This is a genomic window from Escherichia sp. KTE52 (assembly GCF_000408325.1).
GTDB classification, from domain to species: domain Bacteria; phylum Pseudomonadota; class Gammaproteobacteria; order Enterobacterales; family Enterobacteriaceae; genus Escherichia; species Escherichia marmotae.
Genome location: NZ_KE138676.1, coordinates 500,272 through 518,874, shown reverse-complemented (window position 1 = coordinate 518,874; position 18,603 = coordinate 500,272). Strand labels below are relative to the sequence as shown.

Annotated in this window: 17 protein-coding genes and 5 pseudogenes; 4 read left to right on the top strand and 18 right to left on the bottom strand. The window is 50.5% G+C overall.

Features of this window, described 5'->3' with window-relative positions; genetic code table 11:
- Positions 1-13: 13 nt before the first annotated feature.
- From A1SC_RS26155 to A1SC_RS0121185, 3 genes and pseudogenes are all read left to right on the top strand, one after another.
- Positions 14-160, top strand: a pseudogene (locus A1SC_RS26155) (exonuclease); the annotation flags it as partial.
- Positions 161-266: 106 nt separating this feature from the next.
- Positions 267-368, top strand: a complete 102-nt coding sequence (locus tag A1SC_RS24935; RefSeq protein WP_309186804.1) for a DUF1317 family protein — start codon at positions 267-269, stop codon at positions 366-368.
- Positions 369-550: 182 nt separating this feature from the next.
- Positions 551-961: an ASCH domain-containing protein gene (locus A1SC_RS0121185; protein WP_001516236.1), complete on the top strand. Its 411-nt coding sequence runs from the start codon at positions 551-553 to the stop codon at positions 959-961.
- Positions 962-1,224: 263 nt separating this feature from the next.
- Here the strand turns inward: A1SC_RS0121185 and A1SC_RS23050 are convergent.
- Positions 1,225-1,392: pseudogene (locus A1SC_RS23050) on the bottom strand (NADP-dependent isocitrate dehydrogenase); the annotation flags it as partial.
- A 535-nt stretch (positions 1,393-1,927) separates the two neighbouring features.
- Between A1SC_RS23050 and ompT the strand changes: the two are divergent.
- A complete protein-coding gene (gene ompT / locus A1SC_RS18615; RefSeq protein WP_001201818.1) occupies positions 1,928-2,881 on the top strand; it encodes an omptin family outer membrane protease OmpT in 954 nt (317 codons plus the stop codon).
- Positions 2,882-3,130: 249 nt separating this feature from the next.
- Here the strand turns inward: ompT and appY are convergent, their stop codons facing one another.
- From appY to A1SC_RS18695, 17 genes and pseudogenes are all read right to left on the bottom strand, one after another.
- Entirely contained in the window at positions 3,131-3,880 is a 750-nt protein-coding gene (appY, locus tag A1SC_RS18620; RefSeq protein WP_016261937.1) for a DNA-binding transcriptional activator AppY, read from the bottom strand.
- A gap of 546 nt (positions 3,881-4,426) precedes the next feature.
- Positions 4,427-4,537, bottom strand: a pseudogene (locus tag A1SC_RS0121180) (tail fiber assembly protein); the annotation flags it as partial.
- A 19-nt stretch (positions 4,538-4,556) separates the two neighbouring features.
- A complete protein-coding gene (locus A1SC_RS18625; protein ID WP_000355360.1) occupies positions 4,557-4,850 on the bottom strand; it encodes a hypothetical protein in 294 nt (97 codons plus the stop codon).
- Positions 4,851-4,862: 12 nt separating this feature from the next.
- Positions 4,863-5,141 (bottom strand): hypothetical protein, encoded by a 279-nt coding sequence (locus A1SC_RS18630; protein ID WP_000654170.1) that lies wholly within the window; start codon positions 5,139-5,141, stop codon positions 4,863-4,865.
- Positions 5,142-6,795: 1,654 nt separating this feature from the next.
- Positions 6,796-7,159: pseudogene (locus A1SC_RS26150) on the bottom strand (prophage tail fiber N-terminal domain-containing protein); the annotation flags it as partial.
- Between the two features lie 58 nt (positions 7,160-7,217).
- Positions 7,218-10,699 (bottom strand): annotated as a pseudogene (locus A1SC_RS18640) (host specificity protein J).
- Positions 10,700-10,759: 60 nt separating this feature from the next.
- Positions 10,760-11,332 (bottom strand): tail assembly protein, encoded by a 573-nt coding sequence (locus tag A1SC_RS18645; RefSeq protein ID WP_016261934.1) that lies wholly within the window; start codon positions 11,330-11,332, stop codon positions 10,760-10,762.
- A complete protein-coding gene (locus A1SC_RS18650; RefSeq protein ID WP_032141264.1) occupies positions 11,329-12,072 on the bottom strand; it encodes a C40 family peptidase in 744 nt (247 codons plus the stop codon). Before A1SC_RS18650 ends, A1SC_RS18645 begins: the two co-directional genes overlap by 4 nt.
- A gap of 5 nt (positions 12,073-12,077) precedes the next feature.
- Positions 12,078-12,776 (bottom strand): phage minor tail protein L, encoded by a 699-nt coding sequence (locus A1SC_RS18655; protein WP_001152574.1) that lies wholly within the window; start codon positions 12,774-12,776, stop codon positions 12,078-12,080.
- Positions 12,776-13,105 carry a phage tail protein gene (locus A1SC_RS18660; protein ID WP_000847332.1) on the bottom strand — a complete coding sequence of 110 codons (330 nt, stop codon included), beginning with the start codon at positions 13,103-13,105 and terminating at the stop codon, positions 12,776-12,778. Before A1SC_RS18660 ends, A1SC_RS18655 begins: the two co-directional genes overlap by 1 nt.
- Positions 13,102-15,663 carry a phage tail tape measure protein gene (locus A1SC_RS18665; RefSeq protein WP_016261933.1) on the bottom strand — a complete coding sequence of 854 codons (2,562 nt, stop codon included), beginning with the start codon at positions 15,661-15,663 and terminating at the stop codon, positions 13,102-13,104. The genes A1SC_RS18660 and A1SC_RS18665 overlap by 4 nt, the downstream gene beginning before the upstream one ends.
- On the bottom strand, positions 15,656-16,090 hold the full coding sequence (locus A1SC_RS18670) for a phage tail assembly protein T (protein WP_000459457.1): 435 nt from the start codon (positions 16,088-16,090) through the stop codon (positions 15,656-15,658). The genes A1SC_RS18665 and A1SC_RS18670 overlap by 8 nt, the downstream gene beginning before the upstream one ends.
- Entirely contained in the window at positions 16,072-16,494 is a 423-nt protein-coding gene (gene gpG, locus A1SC_RS18675) for a phage tail assembly chaperone G (protein ID WP_000479155.1), read from the bottom strand. Before gpG ends, A1SC_RS18670 begins: the two co-directional genes overlap by 19 nt.
- 15 nt (positions 16,495-16,509) lie before the next feature.
- A complete protein-coding gene (locus tag A1SC_RS18680) occupies positions 16,510-17,250 on the bottom strand; it encodes a phage tail protein (RefSeq protein WP_016261932.1) in 741 nt (246 codons plus the stop codon).
- A 7-nt stretch (positions 17,251-17,257) separates the two neighbouring features.
- Positions 17,258-17,653: a phage minor tail U family protein gene (locus A1SC_RS18685; protein ID WP_000683106.1), complete on the bottom strand. Its 396-nt coding sequence runs from the start codon at positions 17,651-17,653 to the stop codon at positions 17,258-17,260.
- Positions 17,650-18,228, bottom strand: coding sequence for a phage tail protein (locus A1SC_RS18690; protein ID WP_000975067.1), 579 nt, complete (start codon positions 18,226-18,228; stop codon positions 17,650-17,652). Before A1SC_RS18690 ends, A1SC_RS18685 begins: the two co-directional genes overlap by 4 nt.
- An 11-nt stretch (positions 18,229-18,239) precedes the next feature.
- Positions 18,240-18,593 carry a head-tail joining protein gene (locus A1SC_RS18695; protein WP_000753001.1) on the bottom strand — a complete coding sequence of 118 codons (354 nt, stop codon included), beginning with the start codon at positions 18,591-18,593 and terminating at the stop codon, positions 18,240-18,242.
- Between the last annotated feature and the right edge of the window lie 10 nt (positions 18,594-18,603).

Genomic DNA, 18,603 nt, shown 5'->3' with positions numbered 1-18,603 from the left:
AGAAGGTGGCGTCATGGCACCGGACATTATCCTGCTGCGTACCGGGATCGACGTGAGGGCTGTCAAACAGGGAGATAATGCGTGGCACAAATTACGGCTCAGCGTCATTACCGCTTCTGAAATTCACAACGTGATAGCAAAACCCCGTTCAGGAAATAAGTAGCCTGACATGAGAAGTACATGCCGAGTTTTGACGAGATGGTGCCGGAGTTCATCGAAAAAATGGACGAGACATTGGCTGAAATTGGTTTTGTATTTGGGGAGCAATGGCGATGAAGCATACTCACGATAATATCCGCGTAGGCGCGATCACTTTCGTCAAACCGATCGTTATCATGATGATTGAGGTAAAGAATGGCGCAAAGTAGCGTTGTGAAAATTTAAACGTCTCAACGCCTCCTTGAATTTCTCACCCCACATGAAAAAGAACCAAACAGCCCGCTTTGAGCGAAAAACGAACTATGATATTAGCAAGAAAGCATCACTGTTAATATTCGAACAATTAATGCTCAGCTATTTCTCTATTATTTACAATCAGAAAGGACGTGTAATGGGTAAGGTTGATGAACTAAAGATGAAATATCCGGACGCGAATGCCTGGCAAATGGGCGACAGCCCTGAACTGGCTAACGAGCTTGCAGCACTTATAGAAAAAGGGATTAAAACGGCCTCCTGTGGCTCTTATGCCTCTTATCAGAAGGAAGAATTTGCCCCAAGGATTGGGAGCTATAACATCATCCTTGACGGCCAGGATGTACCGGTATGCGTGACCAGGCTGGTGTCGATGCAACTGGTGTGTTTTTGTGATGTTACTGCCGAGTTAGCTCGCAAGGAAGGTGAAGGCGATTTGAGCCTTGAATATTGGCAGAGAGAGCATCAACGATTTTTCACCCAGGAAGGTCATTTTTCTGAAGATATGGAGTTGATTATGGAAGAGTTTGAAGTTGTTGAGGTTCTGTAAGATGAGATAAACGAGCTGACGTTATATCAATTGGCATTTATAACAATGTCCGCACCTGACACATAGCGGATCTAAATATTAACGAGCGTCCACCAAATAGAGGAATGTCTAATAGGAACCTGGCCGTAGAACTGTCATCTGACTGACCAACCGACCCCAAACAACTAAGAGGTTTTGATAACTTATTTTGATAACCGTTAGCAAACTTACATAAAACAACGGGCGTGTTATACGCCCGTTACAATATTTAACACATGTAGTGATTACATATTTTTGATGATCGCATCACCAAACTCTGAACATTTCAGCAGCTTAGCGCCTTCCATCAGACGTTCGAAGTCATAGGTTACGGTCTTAGCGTTAATTGCGCCTTCCATACCTTTAACAATTAAGTCAGCCGCTTCAACCCAACCCATATGGCGCAGCAGTATATAAAAACATTAAGTTCAATTCATTGATATTTAATGATAAAAATTATTTTATTGTCTTTTTATTAGCCAAAATCAACTTTATTCAACCGTTTGATTTCATTGACGTTCGTTTTTATTTTGGGGAAAGGTTTTATCTACCATTTATATCAAAATTACAAGCCTACATTTTATTAACATCTCAATACATGTGAGGCCTTGCAGACCTTTGTGAGGCCTTATGTGTCTCAGTTTTGTCCCTCTTTTTTGTACTAAAAAACATAGTAATTGAGGATAAACCTCATGCTATTTTCGCTTATATGCCTCTAAAGGCATGGCACTTAAATAGATAAAAGCACCACAAAATCATAAAAAAACCACACAGTAAAACCGCAATATGAAACAATAACAGATAATTAAACCAAAAACAGATAGCGCATTGTGATAATCATTCAATACTAAACAAAATATAAACAGTGGAGCAATATGTAATTGACTCATTAAGTTAGATATAAAAAATACATATTCAATCATTAAAACGATTGAATGGAGAACTTTTATGCGGGCGAAACTTCTGGGAATAGTCCTGACAACCCCTATTGCGATCAACTCTTTTGCTTCTACCGAGACTTTATCGTTTACTCCTGACAACATAAATGCGGACATTAGTCTTGGAACTCTGAGCGGAAAAACAAAAGAGCGTGTTTATCTAGCCGAAGAAGGAAGCCGAAAAGTCAGTCAACTTGACTGGAAATTCAATAACGCTGCAATTATTAAAGGTGCAATTAATTGGGATTTGATGCCTCAGATATCTATCGGGGCTGCTGGTTGGACAACACTCGGCAGCCGAGGTGGCAATATGGTCGATCAGGACTGGATGGATTCCAGTAACCCCGGAACCTGGACGGATGAAAGTAGACATCCTGATACACAACTCAATTATGCCAACGAATTTGATCTGAATATCAAAGGCTGGCTCCTCAACGAACCCAATTACCGCCTGGGACTCATGGCCGGATATCAGGAAAGCCGTTATAGCTTTACAGCCAGAGGTGGTTCCTATATCTACAGTTCTGAGGAGGGATTCAGAGATGATATCGGCTCCTTCCCGAATGGAGAAAGAGCAATCGGCTACAAACAACGTTTTAAAATGCCCTACATTGGCTTGACTGGAAGTTATCGTTATGAAGATTTTGAGCTAGGTGGCACATTTAAATACAGCGGCTGGGTGGAATCATCTGATAACGATGAACACTATGACCCGGGAAAAAGAATCACTTATCGCAGTAAGGTCAAAGACCAAAATTACTATTCTGTTGCAGTCAATGCAGGTTATTACGTCACACCTAACGCAAAAGTTTATGTTGAAGGCGCATGGAATCGGGTTACGAATAAAAAAGGTAATACTTCACTTTATGATCACAATAATAACACTTCAGACTACAGCAAAAATGGAGCAGGCATAGAAAACTATAACTTCATCACTACTGCTGGTCTTAAGTACACATTTTAAGAACGCCAACTAAAATTTCCCCGAGGTGAAAATCGCCCCGGGGAATAACTAGCCATTTCAATGTAACAATTAACCCTTAAAATAAACCCAGAAGGTTATTAACTAAATCACATAGAAAACCATCAATTATAGTGTGTATAAAATAGGCGACAGCAACCCAATTACAAATTAATGGTTCCAGAATATCACATCAAAAAACACGCTGTATAATATTATAATTAACATGTAGACAACTTGTAATAAATATTATCAGTCAATTGTTTTGTTTATTCCATCTGTGACGCCGATTATTTTCTCAAAATAATGAGATGGCGTGACACCATAATAATCTTTAAATGCACATATGAAATATGAAGTACTGTTATAGCCACATTTCTGGGCTACGACATTGATAGAATAAGAGTTTGAAGTTATGAGTTTTTTTGCATACCTCATCCTAGTATCTCTCAATATTTCAGTAAATGACGTTCCTTCATCCCTTAATCTTTTTTTTATTAAACTTTCACTCGTATAAATCAATTCCGCAATATCTTTTAAATGCCATTGCCGCTCAATATTAAAACTGATTATTCCAGTAATTTTACAGGTAAATGTATTTATATTTGTTAGTATAAATGAATTTACACTTTCGCGTTTTTTGAACATGGCAAGTAAGGATATACATAGTCTTTCTTTTAACCAAAGGGAGTGTGAGTCTGCTATTTTAATCCCTTCAAACAGAGAAAAAACAAGCGATAATGGAGGTTCCTCTTCAGCAATATAGCCATTCTTATCAAGAGTAAATTTGCCAGGCAACTCATTATTCACGTCGATAAAAAAGGATAAACATGTTTTCTTATCTATATCAACAACTCTTAGTTTAGAGGGGCATACTGGTAACTCTCTTCTAATTTTGTCGCTTACAATAAACAATGAATTTTTTTTGAACGAGATAACTCTCCTGTTTATAATTAAATCAAATGATTGACAGATGAAAACTACGGAGCAAACATAATCCATCTTGCACCTATCATAAAATTAAAACAAGTTGATAGTAGTCAAATAACAACCAATTAAATACACAATCATAATCAGGATGATGTGCATTTATATTTTTATACACAAAATTATAGTTTGCAAATTTTAATAAATTTCATTTAAGATTAAATTATTATATGTATATTGTTTTTTATTCTAACGTATTTCAAAGTTACATTTTTTCAACGATTACTATGCTTTTTATTAACATAAACTCACTACAACGCACCTGAAACCTCTTGCTATATATATGTCAACCGTTTGAATTTAAAATAAAAAGAGTATCATTTTTACTTGCATTTCTTATCAAGTCACATTCAACAACAGTAAAAAAACATTATTAGAACCATTCAATTAACAAAAAACCAACATCCAGCTTGCTTAATTTTTCTTTATTAAACGATATTGAAAATCAATTGATAAAATACATCTAAACAACCTTTTGGGGCGCAAAAGCATAACATCAAACAAACAAATAACACACCGAAAAAACTCACAATTAATAACCTATGATATACATACTGTTTATTATGGTTGAATAAGCCACTCGATATCTGGTGCTACGGAAGTGTCCACACGGTTTAGCAACACCCGATACTTTTTCCTGGCTTCCAGCAACGGGGTTTCTTCCTCCGTTGCATATACAGCTCACCTTTTTTCACCCACGATTAACCAACAGCCAGACCAGCAGACACGCCACCACCGGCACAGCAAAATCCATCAGGCTTGCCACATCCCAAGCTCGCGGATCAAAACCGCCCCACCACGGCATATTCATACGCTTGCCATGTCCGAACATTTCAATCCAGCGATATTCTGCCTGGGTGTGTTCACGCGCAATGAAGAACGTACAACCAGCTATCGCTCCGTAAGCCCAGTTTCCGGTAAAAAGACCAACCAGTATCTGCGCAGCCACAGCACAAAGTGCATGAAGTAAGGGGCTTATATCCATTATTTCCTCCTTTCAGCTCCATTCCCGAAGCGGTGTTTCCAGCTCCACGACATAATCAGAGAATACAGAAACATCAAACAAGTCATCAAGAATGCGAATGTTGACAAAATAACCGTCATTCCGGATACAGACAGGTTCTCCCTCTTCAGTTACCCCTGTTTCTGTGTAGGTGAAACCAATTTCATCGACTAACAGTTTATTCTGGAGGTCTTCATCTTCCTCCCAGTCAAGAGATGACAGGAAGGATTTAAACTCTCTGTTTCCAGGAAATTTCAAAGTTAAATCTTTCATACTGCCTCCTTGATTTGCCTGTCATTTAATTCTTTAAACCAGACTCTGAAATTTCTGATGTGTCCAAACAAATGACGCGTTCCTGCTGCGGTCTGCCCACCAAACCGGTACGATGTTGCTGTAACTCCAAATATTTTACCATTAAGGTTTGTTGTATAATTACCATTGCATATTGCATTTACTGATAAATCAGATTTAGCTCTCACACCCACAATGAACCTTTCTCCATCTGAGGCAATTTGTGGCTGAACCATTCCTACGTTGGCGCTTATCTTTCCTGTTGAAACAAACCCCAGCGATAAATAATTATCATCAATACTGTGCCCTCCAACATCAAATATCCTTGGCGCAACATTGGGCGGTGTACTCCAGTTCCTGCTTACTTCGCACAATACCGTAAAAGGCCGTGTTGACAGGTTATTCTGCGATGGGATAGTAACCACATCACTTGCGCGTGTTGTTGGCATTGTAGTTACAATAAATGACGATGCCGTATTGCCCAGTTCAATTTGCGGCGTCGTCATGGTTAATGTTGAGTCATCATAGAATGGCTCATTACTTATTTTATTTGTCATATAAAAAGCACAGTTAACGGTATCAATGTCCGTATTAGCTGTATAAGTGGCCTCATAGTAGGTCCACTCGCCCTGTTGTTCAGCTTTGGCTGTTATAAGGGATGTATTACCGCTTACTGTTGCGATCCGGGTATCCAGATCAAGATAAGAGTCAGCAGAGAAGGTATCTGTTCCACCAATAATAACTGAAACTCTTAACCTGCATCGTGCTTTAGCGCCTTTAACCCGGCACGAAAAAGTGAAACATTCACCACTTGCCAGCGGGAATCTGTCTGCTGCAACCACACCATGCACAGTATAGCCACCTGTTGTTCCCACTATACTTTCCGTGGGTGTCACCGTGGCATAATTGAACCCCTGTTTATCAGTGCCAAATGTTTTATTCAGTGCGGAATGAACAGTCCATGAGTCTGGTTTATTTGAGTTCCTCAGATAATTTGTCCTCTGTCCTTCAATCAATAAGCCATCGCGCTCAAATCGCGGTTCATCAACTTCAGCAAGCTTGAGTTGGCCGGACTTATTAATATACGTTGCTGTTGAAGCACGTTTAAACTTAACAATCTTGTCGCCTGGCATTGTTATTTCATCGTCACCAATAACAATCTTTTTATATGATGGCGAAAACCCCGTAATCATATCCAGTGTATCGTTAAACGGTATCCATACATCAGGCAGCGGCGGCACTATATTCGCATAGGGCTCTGCAGTCACTTCCGCTGCGGCTTCTGCGCGGTCTGCCGCCTTTTCTGCTCGTGTCGCTGCCGACAGAGCCTCATCCTTTTTCTGCCCGGCCTTTGTTGCGTCTGCTGCGGCCTCCCGCGCTTTTGTGGTGGCGATTCCGGCATTTTCAGCGGCTGACTCTGCATTACGGCGGGAAGCCTCTTCACTGTCTGCGGAGGCTTCCTCTGACGCACGGGCATTTGTCTCTGAATGTTCTGCCGCTGTTGCTGCATTTTGTGCGGCTGTTTTTGAAGAAGCTGCCGCTTTCGCGCTGTTACCTGTATTCGTCTCTGATGTTTTCGCCGCGTTCCTGGACGATGCCGCTGCTGTTTCTGATTTCTTTGCTGCCGCTGCGCTCTGAGAGGCGGCTTCAGCGTTGCGTGCCGCCTCTTCCACCATCTTTTCAAAACGATACAGTGCCTCCGGACGAACATCATCTTCTGTTGCAGCGCCCAGAAAATCATTCAATGTCCCCGGCTTAGAATCCTCATACACGGTGATGGTCCCGGCATGTGAAGGCGGAAAACCTTCAACCAGCAGGGCGACGCTGTACTGGCCATACTCAACATCCATGCTGTAACGTCCGGCTTCATCCGGATTTTCTGAGGCCACCGTGTTCACCACAACTGTGGTGCTGTTACGTTTTGCTTTGAGCTGAATGGTGCAGTTCTGTATCGGTTTTCCTGCACCGTCTTTCAGCACACCTGAAATCTGTACTGCCATATTCACTCCACAAATAAAAAAGGCACCATTTCTGGTGCCCGAATTTGGGTTTTAAAATTCAACTGATACTGATGCCGGCTGTTGATTTCTTCATCACGACAACAAGAAGGTCGCTGATACTGGTCGTTGGCGTCCAGTTATTTGCACCATATGAAGAAACATTGAAAGTCAGGGTGACATGGCCGTGTCCGGCAGGCATATCAATGACTGATGAAAATACCCTGCTGACATCCGTCGCGGGTTGCTGAAAGATTTCCTGTCCGTTCTTCAGCACCTGCAGCTTACAGGTTGAATACCAGTATGACTGTTGGTTGTTGCTGTTGAAGTTTTCATGCTTACCACCGCGAAACAGAACGGGGGGATTACTATCTGACGGTCAAAAGCCTGGTCATCGTACACCGTGACCGTTATTGTACCGCTGGCATAACTGCTATTTCTCGGAAAGGCTTTTCCCACCGTTTTAACAATATCGCCTTCAATCTGGTTGGCTGACAGTTTTCCCAGAATCCGGCAGTTCTGATTAATCGTGACATTGTTGAGCGTCCCGGAGTTCGCGTTCACGTTACCGCTGATATCCGCATTTTTCGCCGTCAGCCGCCCGTCCGGTGTCAGGGAAAATGCCGGAGGATTACCGCCGCTGGTAATGGTGGGAGCCGTCAGATATTTCAGGAACACTTCATTCATAAATATCTGATCGCCCTGACCAACAAACATCGGCTTTGTATTGCCATTCGCAGGATTAATCATCGCAATCCTGTCCGCCGCCAGCAGCACCTGACTCTGCATACCGTCAGGGGTATTCTCAATACCGGCACCAATACCCGCGATATAAAGGCGTCCGTCCTGCATCTGCTGCAGCTTCACAGCCCACATGCTGTTCAGGTTATTATTTGTATCAACCTGAACCTTCTGTATCTGCTGGATCGCTGCACTCTGGTCTTCCAGTTTCTTATTGACGGTCTGCGTGATTTCATTGCTGACATCCGTAATGGACGTCCTGATTTCAGCCAGGTCAGGCGCAAGCTGACCGTTATCAATCTGCGTCCACAACTCCTGAGCCAGATGGGTTTTCCCTATCTCTCCTTTGAAAAAATCCAGATAGCCGGATGCATCATCACTCGGCTGGCCAACAGCCTCCACAAATGCCGATTTGCCAACGGTGTTCACACTGCGGATATAAAAGTAATAATCATGGCCCGGTTTGATATTGATACTGGCGGCTATCCAGTACAGCGCCGTACCAAGATAGCGGGCTGTGGTTTCAACCTGCCTGATATCGGTAATCCGCTTTTCCGAGAACCAGAACTCAAACTGTACCGTCGGGTCATAAACGGCAAGATGCGGCGTGGCGGTTATCTGAAAATAGCCCGGCGTCAGCTCAATCCTCGACGGTGCTGCCGGTGCGGCAATCCGGAACGATACCGACGCCGGATCGCCCTGCTGCCCCCACGCATTTACCGCCCGGACTGTCAGCCTGTAGTTCCCTGGCGCCAGTTGCGTGAAGCGGTATGTGGTTTCCGTCGTCCGGGCCGTGCTGACCAGCCGCTCACTGCCGTCATCCGCTGTTACGGTCAGACGGAGCAGGAAGCTCACGCCCTTCACCACCTTCGGCGTGTCCCAGCGCGCCAGCACCTGATATTCCCCGCTGTCTGCGGTGACTTCGGCGGTCAGGTGCTGCACCGCTGGCGGCGTGACACCATTCACCGTGCCGCTCTGGTCGCCGTCAAAGTGCGCCCCGTTATCCACGATGGCTTCTTTTTCCGGTACATGCTGCACGGCAGTGATGGCATACGTGCCGTCATCGTTCTCACGGATACTCACACAGCGGAACAGGCGCTGACGCAACGTCGGCAACTTCAGCCCCCACACACTGTATTCTGCAACGCCGTCAGGAACCCGGTTCACTTTCACCTTAAGTCCGTCGGTGACGGACTGAACCTCCACGCTGACCGGATTACCACTTCCGTCAACCAGGCTTATCAGCGTGGTACCGGAGGATGGCAGCGTGATTTCACGGTCGAGCGTCAGCGTCCGGGTCTGGCTGTTCACCGCCAGCACGCGACCACCGGTGCTGATACCGGCATAGTCATCATCGCAGATTTCAATGACATCGCCCGGTACATGGCGAAGCCCTTCAGCACCCACGCTGAAATCCACGGTCTGCGTCTCCAGCAGTTCCGTTTTAATCAGCCACAGCCCGGCGCGGTGTGCCTGCCCCCGGCTGGTACAGCCAAAGGCATCCATCTTCGTGACATTACGACCGTAACGGGCAATGGCCTGCGTATCTTCAACAAGCTCTGTCGCCGTCTCCCAGCCGTTGTTCGGGTCAATCCAGTTCACCTCAACGGCATTATGGCGGTCCTTCAGGGCGCTGAAGCTGTAGCGGAACGGCGCGCCATCATCCGGCATCACCACATTACTGCGGTTATAGGTCCACACCTTATCTGATGGCCGGTCCTGCACGAACGTCAGCGTCTGCCCGTTCCATACCGGCATACAGCGCATCGCCGAGCAGAAATCACTGAGCACATCCCACGCCTTACGCTGCGTGGTCAGGTAGGCATTACAGGTGATGCGCGGCTCCGTGCCGCCAAAACCGTCCGGCACTGACTGGTCGCAGTACTGGCCGATGACATACAGCGCCCATTTATCCACATCCGCCGCACCAAGACGTTTCCCCATGCCGTAGCGCGGGTGGGTCAGCATATCCCACAGACACCAGGCCGGGTTGTTGCTGTATGCCGGCTTAAACGTTCCGTCCCAGATACCGCTGTATTGCCGCGTCTGCGGGTTATAGTTCGACGGCACCTGCAGAATGCGCCCGCGAAGATGATAATTACGGCTCACCTGCTGGCTGCCGAACTGCTCCGAGTCCACCTGCACGCCGACCAGTGCCGTGTTCGGGTAGCACTGTTTCACATCGATAATTTCGGTGTATGACGACCAGAGCGTTTTGTTCTGCAGCTGGTCTGTGGTGCTGTCCGGCGTCATCCTGCGCATCCGGATACTGAACGGGCGCGGCGGCAGGTTATCCACCACCACCGAGGCCAGATACTGTGAAGTGGTTTTACCCTTAATGGTGATGTCTTTTTCCGTCACCCAGCCACCGTTACGTTGTATCTGAACCAGCAGGCGGACTTCCGATGGATTCCTGTCCCCCTTTGAGGTGGTTTCCACCAGTGCCTGCACGCCGAAAGTAAAACGCAGACGGTCAATGTTTGCCGACGTGATGGTCCGGGTGATCGGCGTGTCATATTTCACTTCTGTACCGAGCACCGTCTCGGAGCCGGAGGATTCAAATCCCTCCGGCGGTGTCTGCTCCTGCTCACCGGCCCGGAACACCACCGTGACGCCGGATATATTGGTATTCCCCTCACTGTCCAGCACCGGCGTACTGTTCAGCAGCACGCTTTTTAATCCATCCACCGGACCTTCAACCGGCCCTTCGCTGATGGCATCGATCACACTCAGCAGCTGCGTGGACTTCAGGTTGTCCTTCGCTTCGCGCGGGATATGCCCCTTACTGCTGCCTTTACCCATTCGTCATGCTCCATAAACGATAAAACCGCCCGGAGGCGGTTTCACATAAAACATTTTGCATCAGCGACCAATCACCACAATCTGACCACCATCCCCTTCGTCTGCCGTGCTGATCTCCTGAGAAACCACGCGTGACCCCACGCTCATTTCACCGTACAGAACCGGCAGAACATTGCCCAGGGCAACCATGTTATCCAGTGAGGAGAAATAGGTGTTCTGCTTACCGTTATCCGTTGTCTGTGTACGGGGAGTTCTGGCTTTCGGTGCCAGCATCTGCGCCACACCACCAAGTACCATACTGGCACCGAGAGAAAACAGGATACTGGTCATACCACCGGCCCCAATGGCTGCCCCCCATGCTGCAAGGGTGGCTCCGGCAGTAAAGAATGATCCGGCAATGGCGGCAGCCCCCAGAACAATCTGGAATACGCCCCCTGACTTGGCCCCGGCGACTCTGGGAACAATATGAATCACAGCGCCGTCAGGCAGAGTCTCATGTAACTGCGCCGTCAATCCGGACGTGCTGACGTCCCGCCCGGAAATCCGTACCTGATACCAGCCGTCGCTCAGTTTCTGACGAAACACCGGGAGCTGTGTGGCCAGTGCGCGGATGGCTTCAGCCCCCGTTTTCACACGAAGGTCGATGCGGCGGCCAAATCGTTGTAAATCCCCGTAAAGGCAGATGCGTGCCATGCCCGGTGACGCCAGAGGGAGTGTGTGCGTCGCTGCCATTTGTCGGTATACCTCTCTCGTTTGCTCAGTTGTTCAGGAATATGGTGCAACAGCTCGCCGTCGCCGCAGTAAATGGCGGCATGATTCGGCACCGATGAACCAAAACAGCACAGCAGCACATCGCCCGGCTGCGCCGCTGACAACGGCACCTGATACAGCCCTGTGGCCTCCAGATTATCCAGATAGAGATTCTGACCGTTACGCCACCAGTCATCCTCGCGGTGAAAATCCGGCATCTCAATCCCCGCCAGATGGTAAGCGTCCCGGAACAGCGTGTAACAGTCCGTCACCCCGTGCTCAAAGCGCCGCCCGATGAGATACGGCACACAGCGGAATTTATGAATCTCCCCGCGGCAGACCAGCCACCACGGTAAATCACTCTGCACCTGCAGCCGCCGGTCGGCTTCACTCAGCCAGGGCAGACCACCGGGATGGCTGTGGACCAGCGCCACAATCTCACCCTGCATCTCTGCCTGCAGCCAGTCCTCCGGCGACATCCGGAAATACTCCTCCGGCTCACCGGAGATATTCACGCAGGGAAAATATCTTTCCCCCTCCGGCGTTCTCACCACGAAGCCGCACGACTCCGCTGGCGCACATCGTCGGGCGTGCGCCAGAATCGCTGATTCTGTCTCTGTCATGGGATTTACTGCGAAAGTTTGTTAATGGAAAGGAAGCCGCCAAAGTTGCCGACGTTATTGCGAAACTTACAACCACTCAGGCATTTGCTGCATTTATCCTTCGTGATATCGGACGTCGGCTGGTCATATTCATCCGCGACAGCCGGACCGTGATAACCGCACTCATCACCGCGATAGGTCCAGGTGCAGGTATTAGCCAGCATGATGCGCCCCGGAAAAACAGCACCATCCGTTTCAGTCGGCGTGGACAGTACAAAAGAGGCACTCACCGCGCTCAGTTCGCTGCACTGTTCGATGCGCCAGCGGCTGATCACCTCCTGCTCCGGATCGGCGTCGCTGTTTCCGTTAACGAAGTTCACCGCATCCAGAAAACGGGCGTAAACCTTACGCCGGACCACCGTTCCGCCGACCAGACTCTGCAGGTCTTCCGCCATACCGGTGACCATGCCGTGCAGGTTAGAGACCGTCAGCGTGGGGCGCGTACTGGTGCCTTTGCCATTCAGTTCAAAACCGCTCCCCTGAATGGGATACGGCTGATACTGTCGCCCCTGCCAGGTGACCGGCTCACCTTTTTCGTTCTGCTCATTACAGAAAAAATAACGTTCTCCACCGACCTCTGTCAGATCGATTTCCCAGAGCACCACGCTGGCCGACTGCTCCGCACGGGTGCATTCATTCAGTGTTTCCTGCCGGATATCCTGCATCAGTTCACCACCTGTTCAAACTCTGCGCTGAACTCAACACGCAGCATACTGACCCGCGACGACCATTTTGCGCAGGTCACCTTTATCTGCCGCCACTCATAAGGCGGCGTCCACAGAAAGGATTTCCAGCCCCCGTGCTCAGCCAGAAACGACTCAAGCGCCGTGGCCTCCCAACGGGGAACAGAAAGCGTCACGCTGTACGTTTTCAGGTCGGCATTCAGCCCGGCAGGCGCTCGCTGAGAATAGCCATCACCAAAGCGCACCTTTCTTACGGAAGGGGCCGAAGCCACATCCATACCGGGTTTCACTTTCCAGCGGAAGGTTTTCATCGTCCACCTCCGGAGAACAGACCACCATCGCGCATCTGCCCGGTCACAACATCCATTGCCGCCTTACGGGCTACGTCATAAACCGCCTTCAGCGCCTGTGGCCCTATCTGACCGTTCGTGCCGTCGTTGTTAATCACCACATGGTTATTCTGCTCAAACTTCCCGGACGCCTGCGAGCGGCTGTCCGCCATGCTGCCCGGTGTACCGACATAACCGCCGGTGGCATAGCCGCGCATCAGCCGGTAGAGATTCCCCACGCCAATCCGGCTGGTTGCCTCCTTAGTGAAGACAAATTCACCACGGTGAACAATCCCCGCTGGCTCATATTTGCCGCCGGTTCCCGTAAATCCTCCGGTCGCAAAATGGAATTTCGCCGCAACTGCCTGAATGGCTGTACCGCCTGACGCTGATGCGCCGCCACCAACAGCCCCGCCAATGGCGCTGCCGATACTCCCGACAATCCCCACCATTGCCTGCTTAAGCAGAATTTCTGTCATCATGGACAGCACGGAGCGGGTGAAGCTGCGCCAGTTCTGTTCACTGCCGGTCAGCATCGCCGCCATATTCTGCGCAATACCATCAAAGGTCTGCGTGGCTGCACTTTTAACCTGCGACATACTGTCCGTGGCGCTCTCTTCCCACTCACTCCAGCCGGACTTGAGGCCTGCCATCCAGCTCCCGCGAAGCTGGTCTTCAGCCGCCCAGGTCTTTTTCTGCTCTGACATGACGTTATTCAGCGCCAGCGAATTATCGCCATACTGTTCCTTCAGGCGCTGTTCTGTGGCTTCCCGCGCTGCCTGCCGGTCAGTAAGCCCCCGGTTTTTCGCCTCAATGGCTGCCCGTTTTGCCCGTTGTTGCTGTGCGAACTTATCCGCCTGCTGCGCCAGCGCATTCAGGTGCTCCTGATACGTGACCTTATCGCCAAGTACAGCCAGCTGGCGTTTGTACTCCAGCGTCTCATCTTTATGCGCCAGCAGGGATTTCTCCTGTGCGGATAGCTGGCGACGTTGTGCCGCCTCCTCCAGTACCGCGAACTGATTTTCCGCCTTCCACAAATCCCGGCGCTGCTGGCTGATTTTCTCATTCGCTCCGGCATGCTTCTCCAGCGTCCGGAGTTCTGCCTGAAGCGTCAGCAGGGCAGCATGAGCACTGTCTTCCTGACGATCGCCCGCAGACACCTTCACGCCGGACTGTTTCGGCTTTTTCAGCGTCGCTTCATAATCCTTTTTCGCCGCCGCCATCAGCGTGTTGTAATCTGCCTGCAGGATTTTCCCGTCTTTCAGTGCCTTGTTCAGTTCTTCCTGACGGGCGGTATATTTCTCCAGCGGTGTCTGCAGCCGTTCGTAAGCCTTCTGCGCCTCTTCGGTATATTTCAGCCGTGACGCTTCGGTATCGCTCTGCTGCTGCGCATTTTTGTCCTGTTGACTCTGCTGTTCAGCCTTCTTTCGGGCGGCTTTAAGCGCAAGACGGGCCTTTTCACGGTCATCCCAGTAACGCGCCCGCGCTTCATCGTTAACAAAATAATCATCCTTGCGCAGATTCCAGATGTCGTCCGCTTTCTTAAACGCAGCCTCTGCCTTAATCAGCATCTCCTGAGCGGTATCAGGACGACCAATATCCAGCACCGCATCCCACATGGATTTGAATGCCCGTGCTGTCCTGTCTGCCCAGGTTTCCAGCGTGCCCATGTTCTCTTTCAGGCGTCGGGTCTGGTCATCAAACCCTTTCGTTGCGGCCTCGTTCGCCGCCTGCAATGCCCCGGCTTCATCGCCGGAACGCTGCAACTGAGCAACATACGCAATCTGTTCCGCCGTCACGTTATGGAACTGGCGTGCCATCGCCGTCAACCCCGACGTCGGGTCTGTGGTCAGCTTCCCGAAGGCTTCAGCGACCTTGTCCACCTCCACACCGGATGCAGAGGAGAAACGCGCCACACTCTGGCTGATGGACGCAATCTGAGCCTCACCGCTTACCCCCGCCTTAACCAGTGCGCTGAGTGACTCGCTGGTCTGGTTAAACGTCAGCCCTGCCGCCTGCCCGGCTCTGGACAGGACCAGAATACGATCTGCCGTCAGTCCCGCCTGATTGCCGGAAAGGACCAGCGTTTTGTTGAAATCGGACAGGGTTGAGTTGCCCTGATACCAGGCATACGCCAGCGCACCGGTCGCCACCGCCAGCGAGGTGGCCCCGACCATCGGCAGGGTGATCGCACCGGCAAGCCCCCTGAACATGGGGATCATCCCGCCGAAGGAGTCCTTAACCTGACCACCCTGTTGCAGCAGGATCAGCCACGGACTTTGCCCGCCTGCAAGCTGCGTGGCCACGTCGGTGAACTGTGCAGGAAGCATACGCATGGCGGCTTTATACTGTCCGACGGAAATCCCCGCTTTCTGTGCAGCCAGCGCCTGTCGGCTCAGCGACTGTTCAACGACTGCCGCTGTTTTTTTCGCATCAGTTTCCGTACCGGAAAAATGACGCCTGACTCTGGCCATCTGCTCGTCAAATCTGGCCGCATCCAGACTTAAATCAACGACCAGATCGCCTACCGGTTCAGCCATACCGGACTCCTCCTGCGATCCCTTCTGATACTGTCATCAGCATTACGTCATCCTCCGTCATGTCCGCCACATCCGGGGAAGCGGGGATAACTTCATTCCCGTCCGGGCCAAAACGAACGCCTCCGGCAAGCCCTGCCGCTTTCTGCATCAGCACATCATCTTCAGGCTCTTCGTCAGCCTCGCGCCGGTTCAGCAGACTGAAATCCAGCGGATGCATATCCGGATCGCTGAAAAACAGGCTGAGCACGGTGTACGTCAGCCCGGAAAAGTGCATATCCAGCAGAACATCATGAAAATAATGGGTACTGTAAAAGCGGTGCCAGTCGGCATACTCCGTGGATGACATCCCGGCAAGCATGGCACGCCAGTCGGGTCGCCCCATCTCACGCGCCAGTTTCAGGGCAAAACTCAGCTCACCGTCGAACACTTTCCCGCAGAAACAGGCTCTGCAGGCCCGGCGTCCTCTGTCTGTTCAGGGGTATTATTCACAACAAACTCATACATACCAGACAGCCGGTACACCACGTTTTCAGCATGAGAAATTGCCTCCGTGGGCCAGGTGGTAAGCACTTCCTGCTCAATCTGTTTAACGGCTTCATTCATGGACGGCATCTGCGTCTTCTGCGGATGGTTATGCCACAGGGACATCGCCACCAGAAACGCGCCGGTTCTGATGGCGTCTTCCACAGTAAACTTCCGGTTGCTGTCTGACTCCGCCTGTTCTGCCTGCCGTTTCATCAGGGCGAGATGCTCAATACGCTGCAGGGCTGACAGTTCAGAAAGCGTGACGGTCACACCGTTATGTTCAAATGATTCGGTTTTCAGGAACATCTCTGACTCTCCGGATTAACTGGCGGTGACGGTGATTTCTGCAACCGCAGCAAACTCACCATTACCGGATACGACCGGAATGTTGACCTTACCTGCAGCAACGCCATTCACGGTGATGGTCATACCACTGACCGACACGGTGGCTTTTGTTTTATCCGCTGACACCGCACGGAAGCTCTTGTCGGTTGCGCCTTCCGGCTGGAATGCCACGGTCAGCGTGGTGCTCTTCCCTTTCACTACGGAAGCGCTGGCTGGCGTCACGGTCATACCGGTTGCCGCTGTTACCGTGCTGCGATCTTCTGCCATCGACGGACGTCCCACATTGGTGACTTTCACCGTACGGGTGATCACTTCCTTCGCCGTCACCGCCTTACCGATACTGCTGACCCAGCCACGGAACACATCGACCGTGCCGTTCGGGAAGCGGATTTTATAGGCACGGGTATCGCCTTCATTAAACCACGCCAGCAGCGCCTGCTGCCCCTGCTCTCCGGGCATCCACGCCAGCGTGAAGCTGGTATCTCCGGCAGATTTCTGCCCCTGCCCGGTCGCGGTCCAGTCTGCATCTTCATCATCGAGATAGCTGTCGTCATAGGACTCAGCGGTCAGTTCGCCGGGCGTCAGGTCTTTAACTTTAGCCAGACGCGACCAGTCAACGTCTGAAAGCGGGTTCGCATAAGGGTCACCGTTCCCCTTATAAACCCACAGGGTGGTCCCGGCCCCTTTCACCGGTATTGCTGGATTTGGTACAGGCATATCGTCCTCACATTTCATAGGTAATGACATAAGTCATATCGGCTGAACTCCACAGGCCCGCATCATCGTCGCGCCGGTAGTCATAGCCGCTGGCCACCATACTGGTGATCAAATCTGACAGTGCCGGGATATCACTCATCACCGGATAAATCCGGGACTCCATCCACGCATCCAGCTCTGAATCCGGCACCTGAGCAGGCAGGAAAACTTCGATATGCAGCTCCGCCTGCCAGGTATCGCTGTCCAGCTCTTCGCCCGTGTATTCAGCGCCGGTGAGATAAACGGCAACTGCCGGAAAATCCGCCTCATCAAAAACAGCGGGGCGACCATCAAAAAACGTCGCCCCGGTGTCATGCTTCTCCAGTGCATCCAGTACGGCTGCACGGAGTTCAGTATGTTTCATCGCTTTATTACCATTCTCAGTTGATGCTGCAGCGCATAGCCCAGCTCTTTCGGAAGACGTTCACGCCGTATCCGTTCAATATTCTGTTTAAACGCCGTGGTCAGCGGCACCGCCATCGGGATTTTCACTACATCAATGGGGTAACGGTTTTTCCCGGCCACACGCTGCATAACATGCCACCGGCCGTTTTTCAGTTGCTGAATAAACGCGCCGGGAATACGACGGTTTCCCACCACAAGCACGCTGCCGCCACCTTTCAGGGCTGAACGCTGCCCCTTTTTACGACGCCTGCGTCGGGACAGGACAACCCGCGCGTTACCCAGCTTGATTACGGGCAAATCCCCCCGGTTAACTTTGATTCTGGCCTGCGGATTTTTGACCGTGGCCCTTTTCAGCCTGGCCCTTTCCTTTACCAGTTTCCGGCGCACCTTTGTCTCACGGGCAACCTGTGACGCCGACTGCGATATCGCGGATGAAGCAACGCGGTTAATGGCCATTGCGGCGGCACCAGGCACCGCCGTTTTGCTGATACGGCTGAGGTTTTCAACGGCCTGCTCAAGACCTTTTATGGCCATACATCCCCCTTTCAGCGGCGACGGTTAACGGCAGGCGGTACCCCCCGCCCAAGCCAGAGATGACAGCTTCCGCCATCATCCGGCGTAACCCGATCTACCCAGAAGTTTTCCTCACCGATGGTCAGCGTGTCTCCACGCCGCAGTTGCCGCACATCATCAGTCCGGACAAACAGGGACGGGCTGGAGCCTTCAACGCGCACGCCCTGTCCGGCATAGCTGATATTTTCAGGGTCATCAAAAACACCACGTATTACTGCGCCGGACTGCTCACCGGATGTCATGGTGGCTGACGTTCCCATGTACCCGCGTATCGTTTCATCGGCGCGGGCAATGGCAGCATCGAACAGGTTATCGAAATCAGCCACAGCGCCTCCC